Annotated in this window: 14 protein-coding genes and 1 other RNA gene; 6 read left to right on the forward strand and 9 right to left on the reverse strand. The window is 56.6% G+C overall.

The window, feature by feature from the left end; all coding sequences use genetic code 11:
* Positions 1-14: 14 nt before the first annotated feature.
* The 3 genes from C4S68_RS04720 to C4S68_RS04730 all read left to right on the forward strand — a co-directional run bounded on the left by C4S68_RS04720 (position 15) and on the right by C4S68_RS04730 (position 1,626).
* Positions 15-302, forward strand: coding sequence for a 4a-hydroxytetrahydrobiopterin dehydratase (locus C4S68_RS04720; RefSeq protein WP_103931804.1), 288 nt, complete (start codon positions 15-17; stop codon positions 300-302).
* 337 nt (positions 303-639) lie between these two features.
* Entirely contained in the window at positions 640-1,074 is a 435-nt protein-coding gene (locus C4S68_RS04725; RefSeq protein ID WP_103931805.1) for a CYCXC family (seleno)protein, read from the forward strand.
* A 132-nt stretch (positions 1,075-1,206) separates the two neighbouring features.
* Positions 1,207-1,626 (forward strand): EamA family transporter, encoded by a 420-nt coding sequence (locus tag C4S68_RS04730; protein ID WP_103931806.1) that lies wholly within the window; start codon positions 1,207-1,209, stop codon positions 1,624-1,626.
* Between the two features lie 53 nt (positions 1,627-1,679).
* Here C4S68_RS04730 and C4S68_RS04735 read toward each other — a convergent pair whose 3' ends face one another.
* Entirely contained in the window at positions 1,680-2,066 is a 387-nt protein-coding gene (locus C4S68_RS04735; protein ID WP_103931807.1) for a YidH family protein, read from the reverse strand.
* A 78-nt stretch (positions 2,067-2,144) separates the two neighbouring features.
* Here C4S68_RS04735 and ssrA point away from each other — a divergent pair.
* Positions 2,145-2,498: a transfer-messenger RNA gene (gene ssrA / locus C4S68_RS04740) on the forward strand.
* A gap of 857 nt (positions 2,499-3,355) precedes the next feature.
* Entirely contained in the window at positions 3,356-5,002 is a 1,647-nt protein-coding gene (locus C4S68_RS04745; RefSeq protein ID WP_103931808.1) for a hypothetical protein, read from the forward strand.
* 389 nt (positions 5,003-5,391) lie between these two features.
* Here C4S68_RS04745 and C4S68_RS04750 read toward each other — a convergent pair whose 3' ends face one another.
* The 6 genes from C4S68_RS04750 to C4S68_RS23515 form a co-directional block, all read right to left on the reverse strand.
* Positions 5,392-6,369 (reverse strand): polysaccharide biosynthesis/export family protein, encoded by a 978-nt coding sequence (locus tag C4S68_RS04750; RefSeq protein WP_103931809.1) that lies wholly within the window; start codon positions 6,367-6,369, stop codon positions 5,392-5,394.
* Complete coding sequence (locus C4S68_RS04755; RefSeq protein WP_103931810.1) at positions 6,369-8,732, reverse strand: GumC family protein; 2,364 nt, start codon at positions 8,730-8,732, stop codon at positions 6,369-6,371. The genes C4S68_RS04750 and C4S68_RS04755 overlap by 1 nt, the downstream gene beginning before the upstream one ends.
* A gap of 311 nt (positions 8,733-9,043) precedes the next feature.
* Positions 9,044-9,910, reverse strand: coding sequence for a PNPOx family protein (locus C4S68_RS04760; protein ID WP_103931811.1), 867 nt, complete (start codon positions 9,908-9,910; stop codon positions 9,044-9,046).
* A 27-nt stretch (positions 9,911-9,937) separates the two neighbouring features.
* Positions 9,938-11,017, reverse strand: coding sequence for a Gfo/Idh/MocA family protein (locus tag C4S68_RS04765; protein ID WP_103931812.1), 1,080 nt, complete (start codon positions 11,015-11,017; stop codon positions 9,938-9,940).
* Positions 11,018-11,041: 24 nt separating this feature from the next.
* Complete coding sequence (locus C4S68_RS04770; protein WP_103931813.1) at positions 11,042-12,205, reverse strand: DUF1972 domain-containing protein; 1,164 nt, start codon at positions 12,203-12,205, stop codon at positions 11,042-11,044.
* A gap of 1,027 nt (positions 12,206-13,232) precedes the next feature.
* On the reverse strand, positions 13,233-13,586 hold the full coding sequence (locus C4S68_RS23515) for a hypothetical protein (protein ID WP_235011420.1): 354 nt from the start codon (positions 13,584-13,586) through the stop codon (positions 13,233-13,235).
* On the opposite strand from C4S68_RS23515, the gene C4S68_RS23520 reads away from it, so the two are divergent.
* Positions 13,524-14,054 (forward strand): glycosyltransferase family 4 protein, encoded by a 531-nt coding sequence (locus C4S68_RS23520; RefSeq protein ID WP_235011411.1) that lies wholly within the window; start codon positions 13,524-13,526, stop codon positions 14,052-14,054. The two genes, C4S68_RS23515 and C4S68_RS23520, sit on opposite strands and share 63 nt — an antisense overlap.
* A 51-nt stretch (positions 14,055-14,105) precedes the next feature.
* Here C4S68_RS23520 and C4S68_RS04785 read toward each other — a convergent pair whose 3' ends face one another.
* Both C4S68_RS04785 and C4S68_RS04790 read right to left on the reverse strand, forming a co-directional pair.
* Positions 14,106-15,290, reverse strand: coding sequence for a glycosyltransferase (locus tag C4S68_RS04785; protein WP_103931816.1), 1,185 nt, complete (start codon positions 15,288-15,290; stop codon positions 14,106-14,108).
* A gap of 88 nt (positions 15,291-15,378) precedes the next feature.
* Entirely contained in the window at positions 15,379-16,338 is a 960-nt protein-coding gene (locus C4S68_RS04790) for a glycosyltransferase family 2 protein (RefSeq protein WP_160114989.1), read from the reverse strand.
* Positions 16,339-16,498: the final 160 nt, after the last annotated feature.

Genomic DNA, 16,498 nt, shown 5'->3' on the forward strand with positions numbered 1-16,498 from the left:
CGACAGGAGGAACGATGGAAGTTCTCAAGAAGCTGGACTCCGCCGAATTGGATGCCGCCATCACCCGGCTGCCGGGCTGGACCTTTGACGGAGGCGAACTGGTGCGTACGTGGAGCTTTCCCGACTTCGTTGCAGCCATGCTCTTCGTGAACCACGTAGCCGCCACCGCCGAAGCCGCAGGCCACCATCCGGACATCGACATCCGATACAACCGGGTCCGATTGGCCCTGGTGACGCACGATGCAGGCGGCATAACCTCTGTGGATGTGGATATGGCTGGGCACCTGAACCAGCTCGGCTGACCGTTTGTGGTGCAGACGGCTTTTGTGGCCCCAAGCCATCATCACTGTAATCAATGCCTTGCAGTACAAGGAAAGAAAAATACGCCTTCTACAAGGAAACGTATTGCAAGATTTCTCGAATATGGTATTGTGTAAACAGATCACGAGGGGTTGGGTGCTCACCTACTGAGTCCACCTCACAAGATCGAGACTTTTCGAGCGATACCGCTCGACACAAGTTGCGTCACTGGCCTCCCGCCATGGATAGGAAACTATCCATGGCGTCTTTTTTTGCCCGGGCCGGAAGGCGTCGCTGGAGCGTCTCCGCTTCCCTTCCGATTCGGATATCATCCTTGCCATGAAGCGTGTGCTTGGATGTCTGGCCGCTGCCCTGTTGACCGTCGGCGCGTATGCGCAGTTCGGTCCTGCCTCTGATGTTCCCGCCTACCATCCGGCCGCGCCCAGCGCAGCGATGCCGCCCCTGATGCACGGCACACAACTTTCCGGCGAATACTTCACGCACGGCTACCAGGTGACGAGCTACAAGATGGCCGCCTCCGTGGAACGCGTTCTGTGGCAGGAGCCATGCTATTGCCGTTGCGACCGCGGCATGGGCCACAAGAGCCTCCACAGCTGCTTCGAAGTCACGCACGGCGCTGCCTGCTCGACCTGCATGAAGGAAGCGGCCTACACCTACCAGGAGACCAAGAAGGGCCGCTCCCCTGCGCAGATCCGCGACGCCATCGAGCGCGGCGAGTGGGAGCTGGTAGACCTCGACACGATCAAGATGTAAGGGGAGCCCTCTGCGTTGGCGCTGCGTTGTAGCACTTCGTGTTGGCGCTACGCGTTAGCGTGGCTCTCCCGACGACGGCTTCAACGGGGCTGCCGTACCTGAAAATGAACGACTGACAGCGGGGAACCATCCATGTCCTGGGTCTTCTGGGCGTTTCTCTCGGCGATCTTCGCGGCCGCCACGGCGGTGCTGGCCAAGGTCGGAGTCGAAAAGATCGACTCCAACCTCGCCACGGCGATCCGCACCAGCGTGGTGGTTGTCTTCGCCTGGGGAATCGCGCTGGCCTTCGACGCGCACCATGGCATCGGGCAGATCAGCCGCCGCGGTTGGATCTTCCTGGCGCTCAGCGGTCTTGGCACCGGCCTCAGCTGGCTCTGCTACTTCCGCGCACTCTCGCTGGGGCCCGTCTCGGGAGTTGCTCCGATAGACAAACTGAGCGTGGCGATCGTGATCCTGTGCGGTTGGATCTTCTTCGGCGAGGCGATGACGCCGGCCAAGCTCATCGGCGGCGGGCTGGTGACAGCCGGCGCCCTGGTCATCGCCTTCGCCTGAGACTGTTTCCACCAAGCCCAGTGGCTGTGTAGGTGGGCCGCCATGGGCCGGATTCAACGGATCGCAATGAGGTAGCTCGCCATCGCTGCGCCACAGACGGCGAGAAATACGGCGAGCCCGATGGCGACCACTGAAACGCGGCCTGGCTGCCACGTTCCTTCGCGAAGCTCGCGAACCAGGCGGACATGGTTCACGGTCGCCAACAGGTCGACCACGACGCCAAGAACGACGAGGCAGACTCCGAGCACAAGCGACATTCCCGAGCTTTGCGGTGCATGCGGCAGAGCGGTGGGTTGAATCTCGCGCAGAAACAGCCCAAAGCGAGCAACCGCAAAGCCGATGCCCATGAGGGCCAGGCCCGTCCTGAGCCATGCCAGAAAGGTGCGCTCGGCCGCGAAGTAAATGCGAGGATCCTGTTCCGGGGGGTTCGTGGTGTTCACCTTCTCTTCTGTGGCGATATACTGTTTATAGTTCTTTGACAGTGCTTACAGCATTGTTGAAGCCAGTCCCACCAGAGTGGGGGCGTCACGGCTTCGACGGGATTGCTTGGGGCAAAGAGGCATGCCGGGGTGTGGACACCCGTAATCGCTCACAAAACTATAAGTGCCGAACCTCAATTCGCACTCGCAGCTTAATTAATTAAGTTGCCGGAGTCCCCAGCTTCGCCTACGGGCCGGGAGCCTCCGTCGCACAGTAGGCTGGCCCAAGGAGTTCCGTCTGGACGCCAAGGGCGAGATCAATCAGGCTGGTGGCCGGGGCATCTTTGCCCGTTCTAAGTACCGGCTACGAGACAAAAACGAACGCGGAAAAGCATGAATGCTCTTTGTCGTTGGTAGTTTCGGACGCGGGTTCGACTCCCGCCGCCTCCACCATTTGCAAACAATATCCAACGAAAGACTCGCTGTGGCTGCCTCGGGGGACCGACACTACCGGAAGACTGTCTGGATCGTGTCTCCTTCCAAGGCGCCATTCTGTCGCTCGGCGCAGAAGATTGCACGTGACGGTGAGCGGGGCGACGACAAGTCAAACCCAACCCCGGGTTTGTCATCTCCGCGATCTCGGACCTGTGCCGTCAGCATCGCCGGGAACGGCTGTCATTTTTTCTCCATGCGAGGGTTTGCGGCCCTGCTCGTCGTCTCATACCACTGGGCATTTGGGCTGTCCTTGAACTCGCACAGGAATGCACATCTATAGGCGGTTGCAATCGCCTGGTTCTTTGTGACCGAGGTAGACCCAGGTAAGGGCGGATCGGCCGTCGCTGCGGCAGGCTCACGAGAGCCGACGAACGACTCTCAAGTCCCCCCAAAGAAAAACACTTCAGGGCGTTCGCTATCCTCATGGCAGCCGAACTTCAAGCTCGCAAGTGCATAACAGACGTTAGTGGTCGCGGACTGAAAGTTGCGCGATCTTCACGCCGCCGAGACTGTATCACCGCCGGTATCGTGGACCGATTTCGACTCCGCACCCACTAAGTAAGCCACAAGCCGCTACGTTGATGGAATATGAGTTGGCAAACGAAGCAATGGCCTGCCCCATCGGCGACTCCGATCAAAGGTCAGTGCCGCACCAATATGCCAAGTGCGAGTGCATGTTAAAATCAGCATCGACAGTCCCCACATATATTCATAGGCTCGCCAAGTTCGACGGCGCAGAATATCCGAAGCACAACAGACCGCACCTGGTGCGTTGCCCCGGGATCGGATGGTAAACGGAAAGGAAAACACGCGGAATGGGATCCAAGCTTAAGCGTTGGCAACTGATTTCTCTCCTCGTCGTTTTTTTTCTCTTCCTGACAGGCCTTATCTTTCTCCATCACTTTGGCGAACGACTGCTCACGGATGCGTTCTACGGGCGAAGTATTCCTATCCTGAACCGAGTTGTCGCCCATCATCGCGCCTCAAGACCGTCCCTTCGCGATCTCGCGTTTTATCTCAGGGCTGTCCGGCGCCTAACGTTGATCTGGGCACTCCTGGCGCTAGCCGCCGCGGTATTCATCTTGCTGTTGCCGTTGCGGCGCAACTTCTACCAGTTCCTCCTTACGCCCGACTCCGCTTTGAATCTCGCCTTGACGCGCATCGTAGCGTGCGCTGTCACACTTATCACGGCCTGTCACTATGCACCGATCCTGTTCCAGATGTCTCACACCCCCTTATCTGTGAGATTGCCACCACCGGGACTCGGCTGGCTCTACCAGGTTGTTCCGTTCATCCCGATCACCGCAATTCTGGTGTCAGCACTCCTCATCGGGTCTTGCCTCCTCAGCATCGTTGGTGTTTTTTCGCGCCACGCTACCGCGATTGCGTGCGTTTCGGCGATTTGGGCTTATGGGGCTCTATTCTCGTTCAGCGTGGAACGGCACATTCTGCATATACTGGCAGCGGCGCTCGCTGTTCTCGCCGCGAGCCCCTGTGCAGACGCTCTCGCCCTGGAGCTAAAGTGGCGCAAGCCGGCGCTCGACCCGTCCGTACGCCGCTCGCAGTACGGGCTCCCACTAAGAATTCTGTGGGTCGTGATCGGCCTATCCTACTTCTTTCCAGGTGCTTGGAAACTAGCCCAGGCTGGGCACGGATATGTCTTCGGGAATTACATGCGGACGATTCTGCTTACCACCGAGCCCGCATGGCTGCACCTAGTCGATTATCCGCTCCTGTGCCGCCTTATGGGGCTTGGCGCCATTGCCTGGGAGTTGGGTTTTATCGTCGCCATCTTCAGCAAACGTCTGCGAGTGTTAGCGGCCATCTTTGGCATCGTCTTCCATCTGATCGTCTTCGGGCTCATGAAAATTCCCTTCTTCCCGCTGATGGCCATGTACGTTTGCCTCATCGATTGGGATGAGTTCATCCATCGGAACAAATCCAGAATCTGCGCACCTGCGATCCTGGAGCAGAATATTTGGACCAGCCCGGAAATTCGATCGACATGGGTAGTCGGGGTGGTGTTTATCTTGGGTTACGCTCTTACTGGAGCGGCAGGTTTCCAGACATTTCCGATCAGTTGCTATCCCACGTTTTCCTGGGGCTATGAGACAACCAAGCAGGTTGATACAGCGTTCTACCTGGTGGATGACAGGGGGCGCCTCACGCCAAGGCCCGACGGCAAGCTCCGCGCGATATTCTCCGACTACTACTGGGACAATATGCAGAAGCACATATCCTCGGACTTGGAGTTGGACCCGTCATCGCGGTGGGCCAATGCGATGCTTGCCTATTGGAACAAAGTTGAGCCCCTTCCCGCCGGAACCAGCGAGACGGAGGTAGTACACCTCATTAAAGAGCTTGATCCCAAGCCTGGTGAAACGCCTTTGATTGAAACGGACGTCGTGTGCCATTGGACGAACGGGCAAGGGTGCGTGCAACACGACGTCGGTACAAACTGATTTCCGTTACACCCGGAGAAGAAACGAGATGCAGGGTCACGCAACTACCCGCTCTGCACCCCGTGACCTTGACGGGCCCTTCGCAGCCACCAGGATTGGCAATGGCTGGACCGATGGATATCGTTGATCCTTGCTCTGCAGCCGCATGCCATTCACGTCCATGCATCTATGCCTTGATTACTGGCGTGCTTGGCCAAGACGATGTGGGCGATCCATCTCCGCCCGTGCTTTGGGAGCCCCACCCAGCACTTCTTAAGCCACTTCGCAGGACGAGTTTAATGCACAATCTACGTCGTTGCGCGCCGAGATCTAGAGTCACAAGCTCTGCGAAAAAAGGCGTCCCTCTTCTAAGGAGGGACGCCTGCAACTCCAGTTCCTCGACCCGCGCGTTAGTGTGTATAGATAATTCCCGTTGTTGCGGAGCTAGCTAGTGCGGCAGTGATCGAAGACGCATTCACCAAGAGGTTCTTTCCTGCACTGAAAGGAACATAGAGAGCGTCCTCGGGCTCGAGTTTCACATCTGGAGCGGTGCCCTTAAGAATCTTCCCGACGTTGATGGGAACCGGATTATATTGTCCATTCTCCTTGCGGAAAAGCATCACTCGTTTCAATCCAGAACTAGGAAGTGGCCCCCCCGCTTGACTCATCGCCTGGATGAGAGAAAGCTTCCCATCTTCATTCATGGGCATCATCTTGGGCGTCCCCACATTACCCAGCACGTAGACGAAGCCAGCCCGCGGCACGACCACAATATCTCCCGGGTAAACCATGGGATCATTGTCAAGATCCTTCATTGGATCTACTGGCAGTTCCACTGTGATGCGCTTGTGGTCCGAGTTGCGACGTTCGATCGTCACGGAGTGGGACGCTCGATCACTTAATCCACCCGCCATCGCGAGAATGGTGAGCAGTGGTCGAGGTGCATTCAAAGTGAACGAAATGCCATTCGTCGTCCCAGTTACTCCGTTCACATAGCCAAACACGGTCACGTCCGAGTTCGTAACCGCTTCGATGGTGAGCTGCACATGAGCGTTGAGCAGGATGTTCTTCGTCATGTACTCAGTGGCAACCTTGGACGCTGCCTCACCTGGTGTCATCCCCTCCACTTTGATCGGTCCAAGCAGCATGAGAGGGATCGTCCCCGCGTCTGTTACACGAAGATGAGATTGGTCCAAATCAGGATCGTCGAAAACATGCACTGCAACAATGTCGCCCGGTCCAAGAGGAAGGCTTTCAGTTGCAATAGCGGATTGTGGAGAGTTGCTGGGCATGGCGGGTCCAACGCCGATTCCACTTTGAGCGAAGGCTGTCCCAGCGAACGCTGAGAGAAGGGCAAGTGTCGAAAAGCCCCGAGAAACTGTCATCATCACTCCCCCTCCCCCGAATACTTATACGAATTATTGCGGTAGCCATAGTAGGAGTAATACCCCTCGCTACCTTGTGAGACCGCATTGAGTACTGCGCCGATGTTAGCGCGGACCTGACGAGATAGGAGCCTATGCGTCGTGCGCAACGAGTTGATGCTGGTCCGACCGAAACGCGTGATCACTAGAACGAGGTCAGCGTGTTCGGAGATCAGGACAGAGTCAATTACGGGCAATACCGGCGGCCCGTCGAGAATCACCAGGTCGTACTGCCCACGCCACTGATCGAGAAGTTCCTTCATCGTTTCGGAACTGATGAGCTCGTGCGGATCGGGCGGCCGCTGACCAGAAGGAATACAGTGAAGGTTGGGCACCCCAGGCACCGGAACAGCATAGTTGCGATCGAGTTGTCCGGTGAGAATGCGGGACAACCCGTCTGTCGAAGGCGGAAGGCCTAGCCGACGAGCCAGGACCGGCTTGCGGAGATCGACCTCAACCAACAGGGTGCGACTTCCGGTGCGAGCGAATGTCGCACCCAAGTTCGAGCTCGTGGTGCTCTTGCCCTCTCCAGGAGTGCTGCTGGCTATGAGAATCGTCTTTACGGCAGAGCCAGGACGGGAGAGCAGGATAGCCGTTCGAAGCGTACGCATAGCCTCGGAGTACTGCGACTCAGGCTCGGCGACGACGTGAATGGCATGATGCGCCGCAGCGACCTTTTCCTCCTCTTCTTTGACCGCTTTCTTTCGCTTTCCGCCATATCTGCCGTATAGGTACCGTCCATATCCATAGACAACACCTTCGGCGTTGAAATCCGGCGTGATTGCGTAGACGGGGATGCCGAGCTCTTTTTCGACGGCTTCTACAGAACTCACCTTGTCGTCACGAACGTCTTGGATTCCGGCAAAGATCACCCCGAGAAGACATCCCACACAGATCGAACCCGCGAGGGCCAGTAATATCTTCGGGGAAGCTGGCTTGTCAGAAGCGAATGCCTTTGAAATCACAGTCATATCGTTCGACTGGAGGCCCGCCAGCACTCCGGCCTCGTGAAGGCGGCGATCCAGGTCTGTATACAACTGGCGCGCATCGTCCGCCTGCTGGCGAACGATCTCATATTGTAGAACCTTGTCATTGACCAAGTTCGCACGCTTGATGAGTTCCTGACGCTCGGCCGCCGCTCCGTGCTCTTGCTGTTCGGCCACGGTGTAGTCGTTCTTGGCGCGGGAGGCAAGGCGATCGGTCTCTTCGCGTACCGCGTCTTCAAGCGACTGCAACTGCGCCCGCTCCTGGATCAGCTTTGGATTGGCCGAACCGTAGCGCTGCTCGTCCTGCGCAACCAGTAACCTTTGTTGTGCGAGTCTTGACTGCAAGTCTCGAATCAAGGTGAGCGAGTCGACTGACGCGGGATTACCGCTGCTTGCGAGGCCACTGCCGGCCAAGCCTGAGATAAGGACTGGGTTGCGAGTCTGGACGATTTGGTTGACTGCACCGCGGAGGATGCGGTTTGACTCCGCCTGGCTTAGAGCCTGAGTTGCCTGCTGGAGGTGGTCCAGCAGAGGGCTGTATACCATCGTCTGACCTGCGGCGTTGGTCCCGCCCATGTTGTAGGTCTCAGTCTCTCGCCGCAGCTGTGCTTCCTGCTGTTGCATGCTTTCGGCTTGCTCACGTACCGAATCGATCTGATCACCGAGCCAAGTCGACAGCTGCTGTGTCGCTTTATACCGAGTCTCGAATGTGTACTGAGCGAGATCGTTGACCATGGCATTTGCCACATTGGCAGCCACTTCAGGATCCGGATTCTGGTATGAGATCGAAATCAGGCGCGTACCTGGAACGATTTCGACCTTGAGGTGACGCTCAAACGTATCGAATGCCTTCGCCCTTCGCACCGGGGATTCCAGGAACGGTGTTCCGGGAGCATCTTTCTTGGCCGCCGGCATGAATGGCGCCATCAGAATCGGCAGAGGGTTCAGATTCAAGTGCGGCTTGAAGTCTTCGGTGGTCTCCAGATTGAGCTGCTGGATGACGCGCAACGCAAGCGTCTCGGACTCTAGCTCAGAGACTTTCGTCGCCAGTGTCACGTTCTCTTCGAGAGGATTCTGTTCGCCGCTCTGCTGCGTGTTGCCTTGGACCAAGCTGTTGAGTCCGAGAGAGTCCTCTGGAGGTTTGATCTCGACTACTGACTCGGACTGATAACGCCGTGTGGCAAATGCGCAGTACCCGATAGCAACCAAAAAGCAAACGAATACCGAAAGGAGCACGGTAGAACGCCGCCGGTGGAAAAACTGGATAAGATCCCCAAGTGTGAGGAGCTTTGCTTCGCTCGTCTTACCCTGATCGATCGCTTGTCCTGAGTCCAAGATCATCTGCCTTCAGTGGGGTGCGGGACATACGCTGCCGTTTAGAGATGGCGAGAACAGCTCCATCCCTCGATTACGCTCGAGATCGCGCAGTCTTACGGACTTCCTTGTAGCATCAGCCTACACGATGGCGAGGGCGTCGGCCATACGGAAAAATCTTGAATTCAGACTTGAGTCACGTCTGAGCGGAACATTCGAGACCCTTCATCCAAAAGGCATAAACTGCGAAGTTCGCGCCATCTCTCGCCTCGTCAAATCTCCAGCCCTTTTCCGATGGCTAACGCTGCAGGCGAAGTCGGAGCTCGAGAGAGCACTCATCAATCGAGAGCGCTGTACTTGTCTACGAGCTGCTTCGTGTGACGTATATTGGATCGGCTCGAGGCGCCGAATACAATCGACTTGATATTCGGTTGTTGGTAGATCCAGGAGATTGCCTCGTCAGCAGGGAGTGCCCCAGACGCAAATACCGACATCGCAACGGCGCGGAACTGACGCTCACGCAGCGCGCGCTCGTAGGTATCGAAGCCCCCACACATCCGGAAGCCAATTTTATTAATGTTGCTACAAACGATGGGATTCTCTACCCCAACGCTTTCCAGCTCGTCGAGCAGCATTGGCATATTCATGGTGATGAAACCCGGCTCAGCACCGTAGCGGTCCTTCACGTAGTCTGCAAAATACCGAAAGGTCTGCTTCAAACCTAATCCCAGCAGGAAATCAACGACCACGTTCTGGAGAAATACGACCGGGGTCTTCAACCCGTTGAACATCTTCATTTCGGAGTCAACGAGCAACCTTGTGATGCCCTCAATATCCTTCGTGGCGATCGACATGCCGCCACGGAAGGCTGCTCCAAAGATGTTTCCTTCCGGCGCAAACTTCTTGAGCGCCCCCATGACGCCGTCTTCCGTGGCTGCGTTCGCATACTTGTGGGCATAAGGCATACACGGGTAGAACTGATAGTCAGGAAAACGACCGGGATGCAGTCGAACGTGCTCCGCAACCTCTGCGACACGATCATGTGTCGTGCACATAAAGGTGCGAATCCCTTCGTCGTATGCCGACGTGAGGACTTCGATGACAGAGCGGATGTCCTGAAAGCGCATAGCCTGAGCACGCGCCTTCTCCTCGGACATGTGATTCACTCCGAAGAACTGATTGTCGCCAAACAAGAGCTTATCCATGTATCCACCGAATCCTAAAGTCGTCGCCTAACGGCGGAAGAAAAAGCGCCTAGCCGGTTTCGCCGGAGAGAGTGCTGGCATGGAACTGCTCAGGCCGTTCGCATCGTCTCGCATTAGCGAGAGCACCTTGTCCGTTTGTGCGGCGGAAGTGAATGAATTGACGTTGTTCAGTTCTCTCGTCTCGATCGATCGAACGAAGTAGTCCAGTTGGGCGGAATACTCTTCCCCGCGAACATAAAACCAGACGGGCTGCGTGAGTTCGGTGGTGTGGTTGACGGTCCAGCCAGAATTGTAGGAAGGGAGCGTTTCAGCCGTGTTGCGAAGATATACCTGGATCTCCTGTCGATCGGCATAAATACGGCCCTGCGTGCCTGTAGCCGTAATCTTCACACTCATTTTGCGGTAAGACTCATCACTCCAATTGACCGACAGATGAGCACTGATGCCTTCTGCAAAGCGAAGCGTGCTATAGGCTTCGTCATCCGTGTCCTTGGAGAAGATGCTGTTGAGCACAGTTCCCGACACAGCCATCGGTTCACCAAAGAACCAGTTCAGGAGGTTCACCGGGTGTGCCGCGTAGTCGTACAGGCACCCACCACCTTCCTTCGCCTGCGAACGCCAGGAAGATCCGCTGGGCCGCAACACCACCGGGCCATACGCCTCTGCCAGTACGTGCGTCACTTTGCCAATCGCTCCGAGATCGAGAAGACGCTTCATCTCCTGGAACGCCGCGACGAAGCGATAGTGGTAACCAACCTGACCGATCAGGCTCTTGCTTTCTGCGAGAGCCGCCAGTTCAGCCGACGTCTTGGCGTCCAGGCTGAAAGGCTTTTCGCAAAAGACGTGAATACCCCGATCGAGCGCCAGCCGCACCATCGATTCGTGAAACCGCGAAGGTGTCGCAATCAGTACGGCATCAAGCGACTCGGTCCGAAGCATTTCCTCGAAGTCGCTGTACGTTTTCATGCCCGTGTACTTGGAGAGAATGTCCAGGAGGAACCCGGAAGTATCGCAAACAGCAACGAGATTCACATTCGGGTGAACCCGAATCATCGAGACATGGGACAAGCCCATTTTCCCCAGGCCAATTACCGCCAAACGAACCATGGTCAGGCTCTTCCTCAGACAAGTCTAGGACGCAAGTGCGGCAGCGCTCTGCGTCTCTGGCTCTAAATATCGCGACAAGAGCGCTTCATATTGCCCCGCTACGCGCTCCCAGGTGAACTCAGCTTCAAATCTAGCAAGAGACGCAGCGCCAAGTCTGCTCCGCAACTCTTGGTCGGCAAGCAACGAGGAAACATGCTTGTCAACGTCTTGCGCGTCAGTGAAGTACAGCGCCCCATCGCAAGCAACCCACCGGTTGTACTTGTTGTCGTTGGCAATGACAGCATTTCCAGCTGCCATCGCTTCCACGAGCGAAGGGTTTGTGCCACCAACGGTGTGACCGTGCAGGTAAGCAAGCCCGTGAAATCGAAGAGCCTGCACCAAGAGTTTGTCATAGATTGCACCTGGGAAGAGAACCTCTTCGGAAGCAGATTCCATGACCTGAGCGTGGTAAGGGTCCTGATCAGGATTGAAACTGCCGAGAACCACGAGATTGCAGCCACGCGGTCTGGCGGAAAATCCCTTTACGAGCTCCGCAATTGAGTTCTCCGGGATGGGACGAGCGATCAGGGTGATGTATCCACCAGACTTCAGCCCAAGTGCCTCAACCCCCGAGGGATCCATCACCTGGACGGGATCTGCGCCATACGCGATCGTCGAGATCTTACGCTTTGGAGCGCGCGTCCAAAGGTACGTTTCAATCTCAGGATGGTCTGCGATGAGGTGGTTTCCAAAGAGCGCGGCGAAGCGCTCATTCACGTAGAGTATCGCTTGCTTGGCAAAACCCCAGCGCGAGCGCGCCCACTCGATGCCGTCCATGTTGATCACATTCGGGATCCCGTAGAGCCGTTGCCAGAAGTTATAGATGCCTGTGTTGTAGCCAAATGTCAGATTGATGTCCTTAAACTGGCATGCATGGCGAATCGACAACCAATCAAACTTCGAAGTTCCCTTCCACCCCGGCAAGTCAACGGGGATCGTCACGCGCTCGACTCCCTGCCAAACATCTTCGGTGACCGGGCCATTGCCTTCACCCTGACAGTAGACGACGACCCGCCACCCGCGACTGCGTAAAAACAACGCAATGTTTTCTGCAGCAGTTTCGAAGCCTCCATAGTTCGCAGGCACACCATGGGTCCCAAGAATCCGGATGGTTTTCTTGTGAAGTAATGTCTGAGATGATGAGGTCATCGGGCATAGGATATCGTTTCGAAATCCTCGTGTCTATCTAAACCCTCCGTGGTTCGCGGCCACTAACGCAAGGGATGCTCGACTTACGCATGAAAATCCCATCGCCCTGCTTCCGCACTAGACTCTATTTCGCGCTCGCACACGGTCGTCACCACAAGCTCTGTACCGATGGATTTCACCATCCGGGATGCATGTATACTGCACCAACCGAACATAAAAGCAGGGGCGGCTTGATGCGTGATGTAGCGTGCTCGTCCAATGCAGGGCGTTACGTCCTCATTCATGGCGTTCAAGAGGTTCGCCGCCACCTGCAGGCACATGCAACTGGGGGTTCATCGATCTGTTCCATACTTCTTGCTGAAGCTGACGAGTTTGCATTGAAGCCATGCGAGAAAGCACGGAGCGAACATGAGGAATTCATGACCACCGTCGACTGCTCCTTTGCCTGGCCAGACACAATTCAGTGAAGAGTCGCGGCTATTTCCAGGGACCGGCAGAAGCAGGTCTTACGGCGTGGCAGATCCGGAGATGGCCACCACGGGGGGACGATAGCAGCTGGTTCTCCGGATCAGCTGCTTGATTTGATCGAGAGAACGTAGTGGTGGATGAAATGCCACCATGAATAGCACTCGCCTGACATTCCGCCGTTCAGGACGAGTCTATGTTTGGGGGTGGATTGAGCAATCGCACAACAAACGATGGGGCACCGCTCCGTATTCTCATGGCCTCGCGGGCTACTTTGTTTACAGGTCCGGGCGGCGATACGGTTCAAATTCTCAAGACGGCGGACGGGCTGCGTGCCCTGGGATGCCACGTTGACATCTCGGTCGAATCAGAACCCGCAGTGGAAGGCTACGACGTCGTTCATCTCTTCAATCTCACACGCCCGCAACAGACATACTCGCAGGCCCTCACCGCCAGGAAACATGGCATCCCTGTTGCTTTGTCCACCATTTACGTCGACTATCGCGAAGTGGATCGGATCGCTCGAGGCCCGCTCCAGCGAATTTTCTTCCAGCTGTTGCCCTCATCGACTGCGGAATACATGAAGATGATTGCGCGTGCCCTCGTGAATCGCGAAGCGGACAAGGGTACGATGCTCGTCCTGCTGAAGGGCTTTCGCAGCGCACAGCGAACGCTCATCCAAATGTGCGCTGTGCTCCTCCCGAACTCCGAATCGGAAGCACGGCGCGTCCGGCGCGATTTTCCTGAGTCGCAGAAGTCTCTCGTCCGTTTGGTCCCCCACGCAGTTGACCCGGTGCTCTTCGACCTTGAAAAAGCGGCTCCAATCGAAGAGTTCAAAGATTGCGTCCTGTGCGTGGGCCGCATCGAACGGCGAAAGTGCCAGTTGGAACTGGTGCAAGCCGTCAAAGGCACCCATTTGAAGTTGGTCCTCATCGGCAAGCCTGGCCCCAACAACCTCGCCTACTTCGAACAGATCAAGAGGGAGATGGGCGACAACGTCACCATCATTGATCACATCGACCAGACCGAACTCCCGCGGTACTACGCGTCATGCAAAGTCCACGCTCTCGTGAGCTGGATGGAAACCGCAGGACTCTCCACACTGGAGGCCGGGAACATGGGTGCCAACGTCGTCATCACGAACCGCGGAGACACACAAGACACATTCGTCGACCTCGCGTACTACTGCGAGCCGGATTCCGTAGAGTCCGTCCGTGCCGCTCTACTCGCGGCACACAACGCACCCAGTACGCCGTTTCTTCGCGAGCGCATCCTCGCAAACTACACATGGGATCGCGCTGCGGCCGCAACCCTGGCGGCCTATCGCGAAATTCTTTCTCTCGCTGATTCACACCGGTCCGCGCCAGGCGCCACGTCGACTTAAACGCAGAACGTTTCATCGTGGGGATCATTCGCCCGCGATGAAATCAAGGCCCTACAGGAGGGCCTTGATTTCATCGATAAACGTGAGTGCCCGGCTGCGGTCGAACTTCTCCCGCGCCGCTTCGCGCGATCGAAGATCCACCGCGCCCTCGTCTCGGGCCTCCAGCATCTGCTGTGCAAAATCAGCGCCGGTATCCGCGATGAAGAATTGCTCCTGTACCTCTTGCGGCAAACCCCGGACTCCAACGCTCGTGGAAACGATGGGAGCATCGAACATCAACATTTCGATGGCCTTAACGTTGATGCCGCTTCCGTCGCGGATCGGATTGAAAAACACCTTTGACTGTGCCCAGACGTGCGCAGCATTCGGCGGGTCAATCAAGAGATCAATTCCGGCCGCGCACAGGGCTGATCGTATCTCGGGAGGAGGATTGCGGCCGCTGATCAACACCCGCAGGTCCGGTCGTGCCGCCCGAAGGATTGGCCACACCTCCGCGACAAACCAATCCACAGCAACCTGGTTGTTGGGAGAGGTGAGGTCTCCCATGAAACCGAAGTCGTACTCTGCGTTGCGCTGCGCTAAGCGCTCTTCCTGATATTTTCGACTGTCCATCAATGTCGGAAGCCAGGAGTTGCGGTCGACGCCGCGGACTCGCCAGAACTCCATATCGTCCTGTGATATCTCAAAGACGCGCAATGCGTGATGCTGGAGTTCACTTTCTGACTGCGATAGGCGGGAGGCCGCCAGCCGCCACGCAATCCGATTTCGCCATGAGCGGGACTGGCGGGCCTGCGACAGCATGTAGAGATGCTCGATGTTATGCGAGCGATACAGGATGGGGATTCGCAGCTCACGCTCCAACTCATAAGCCAGACCCATCCCGTAAAGACCGTCCAGCCAAATCGCTTCCGCCCCGAAGGCCCGAAGCTCCTGGACCAGTGCATCAAGTTGCCTGCGTGAAAGATACCTGCTAGAGATGTGGGGAGAAGTTGGCAGGTGCACTAACCGCTTCAGGATTCCGCTGACGTCTGGCGCGTTGGAGTACACCCTGACGGCCTCGAAAACCTTTGCATACTCTCTCATCTGCTCGGGGGGCAAAGAGTCCTGACGCTCCCAGGTTATAAGGAACATCTCGCATCCAGCTTGCTTGAAGCCCTGCGCACGCGTCCATGGATCCATGCGGCCACCTGTCGTCGCAGGCAGGCAGGAGTTAATCATGATGGTGATGAGCTTCAAAGACAACCTTGGCCCTCTTCCGGAGTTTCATTCTGTTGGGAGCCTCGCCGTTCCTCACCATCATAGGATTCGACCGCCGCTACCGTCACTACAAGGACGCTTCGGAGGACTTCTTCTTGTCCTTGCCCGTCATGAAGTTCTGCAGCCTGCTTCGAATTCCGAAGCGCCCATACGGGAAGACATAGAAATTTGCGATGAGCTGCCAAAGAGATCGAGGAGTGATGCTCCCATATTTGGCCGCGACATGGAAGATCTCACGGAATGCCTTAAAGCCACCGTCTTGCCGCTGTGCGCGAAACATCACGTTGGTGGCAAGGAAGTAAGGAAACGCCCGTTTTGTGAAGTAAGCTTGGCGCTCCTTGGCCCAATTCAAGGTGTATTGCCAACTGCCATGCTGCGTGGTGATGCGTCCCGTAGTCGCTTCATTATGAAAAATCGAAAGGGTCTTCCATACGACGAAAACCTTCAGATCAAGCTCAGGGATGGCACGGATGAGCCAGTCCGTATCCTGGTTACGGGCAAGCCCCTTCGTAAACGGCACCTTCAAGAAAGATTCACGCTCAGCAAGCCACGTGGATGTCTGCAGAAAACCCGCAGTGAACCCCAGCATCGAGACTCCGCAAAACAGATACTCACTGATGGGTTGATTCGGTGCGGGCGGCTGGAACGGCTGCACTATTTCGGTCGTCAGCGTCCGATCCACGTAGCGGCAAGACACGAAACAACCCGGCCCCTCGCGCTCGGCGATGAGCATCTGCTGCGCAAGCTTCTCAGGCATCCATTCATCATCGTCATCCAGGTACGCGACCCAGTTTCCTGTGGCCCGGCGAGCCCCTTCGTTGCGAGCCTCGCCCCCACCCACACTTTGGTCGAGCACGATGCACCGCAACCTTGGATCAGCGATCGCTGCCATGGTCGTTGCGGTATCGGGATCCGGGCCGTCCACGATAACTACGATCTCAAGATCGGTGTAGGTTTGAGCGAGCACACTGTCGACCGCCCGAACCAGAAGTGGCGGGCGATTGCGCGTAGGGATGACGACTGACACTGATGGCATTCGTTCAAATCGCCTGTGTTGCCAAAATTTTGTGTTTCCCGATTATACACCGCGCAGTCTTGCATCTGCCTTGCGTCCGCATGCTTCAAGACGAGATGAGAGCATGGGCTCTGCCTCACGACGAGCGCCATTCATAGGATCGGATATCCAC

This window comes from Bryocella elongata, from assembly GCF_900108185.1.
GTDB lineage: Bacteria > Acidobacteriota > Terriglobia > Terriglobales > Acidobacteriaceae > Granulicella > Granulicella elongata.

Bases quoted from the DNA above. Each gene is read 5' to 3' on its own strand.
- C4S68_RS04720 (WP_103931804.1), top strand. From the start codon at position 15: ATGGAAGTTCTCAAGAAGCTGGACTCCGCCGAATTGGATGCCGCCATC.
- C4S68_RS04725 (WP_103931805.1), top strand. From the start codon at position 640: ATGAAGCGTGTGCTTGGATGTCTGGCCGCTGCCCTGTTGACCGTCGGC.
- C4S68_RS04730 (WP_103931806.1), top strand. From the start codon at position 1,207: ATGTCCTGGGTCTTCTGGGCGTTTCTCTCGGCGATCTTCGCGGCCGCC.
- C4S68_RS04745 (WP_103931808.1), top strand. From the start codon at position 3,356: ATGGGATCCAAGCTTAAGCGTTGGCAACTGATTTCTCTCCTCGTCGTT.
- C4S68_RS04750 (WP_103931809.1), bottom strand. From the start codon at position 6,369: ATGATGACAGTTTCTCGGGGCTTTTCGACACTTGCCCTTCTCTCAGCG.
- C4S68_RS04755 (WP_103931810.1), bottom strand. From the start codon at position 8,732: ATGATCTTGGACTCAGGACAAGCGATCGATCAGGGTAAGACGAGCGAA.
- C4S68_RS04760 (WP_103931811.1), bottom strand. From the start codon at position 9,910: ATGGATAAGCTCTTGTTTGGCGACAATCAGTTCTTCGGAGTGAATCAC.
- C4S68_RS04765 (WP_103931812.1), bottom strand. From the start codon at position 11,017: ATGGTTCGTTTGGCGGTAATTGGCCTGGGGAAAATGGGCTTGTCCCAT.
- C4S68_RS04770 (WP_103931813.1), bottom strand. From the start codon at position 12,205: ATGACCTCATCATCTCAGACATTACTTCACAAGAAAACCATCCGGATT.
- C4S68_RS23515 (WP_235011420.1), bottom strand. From the start codon at position 13,586: ATGGGTGCCTTTGACGGCTTGCACCAGTTCCAACTGGCACTTTCGCCG.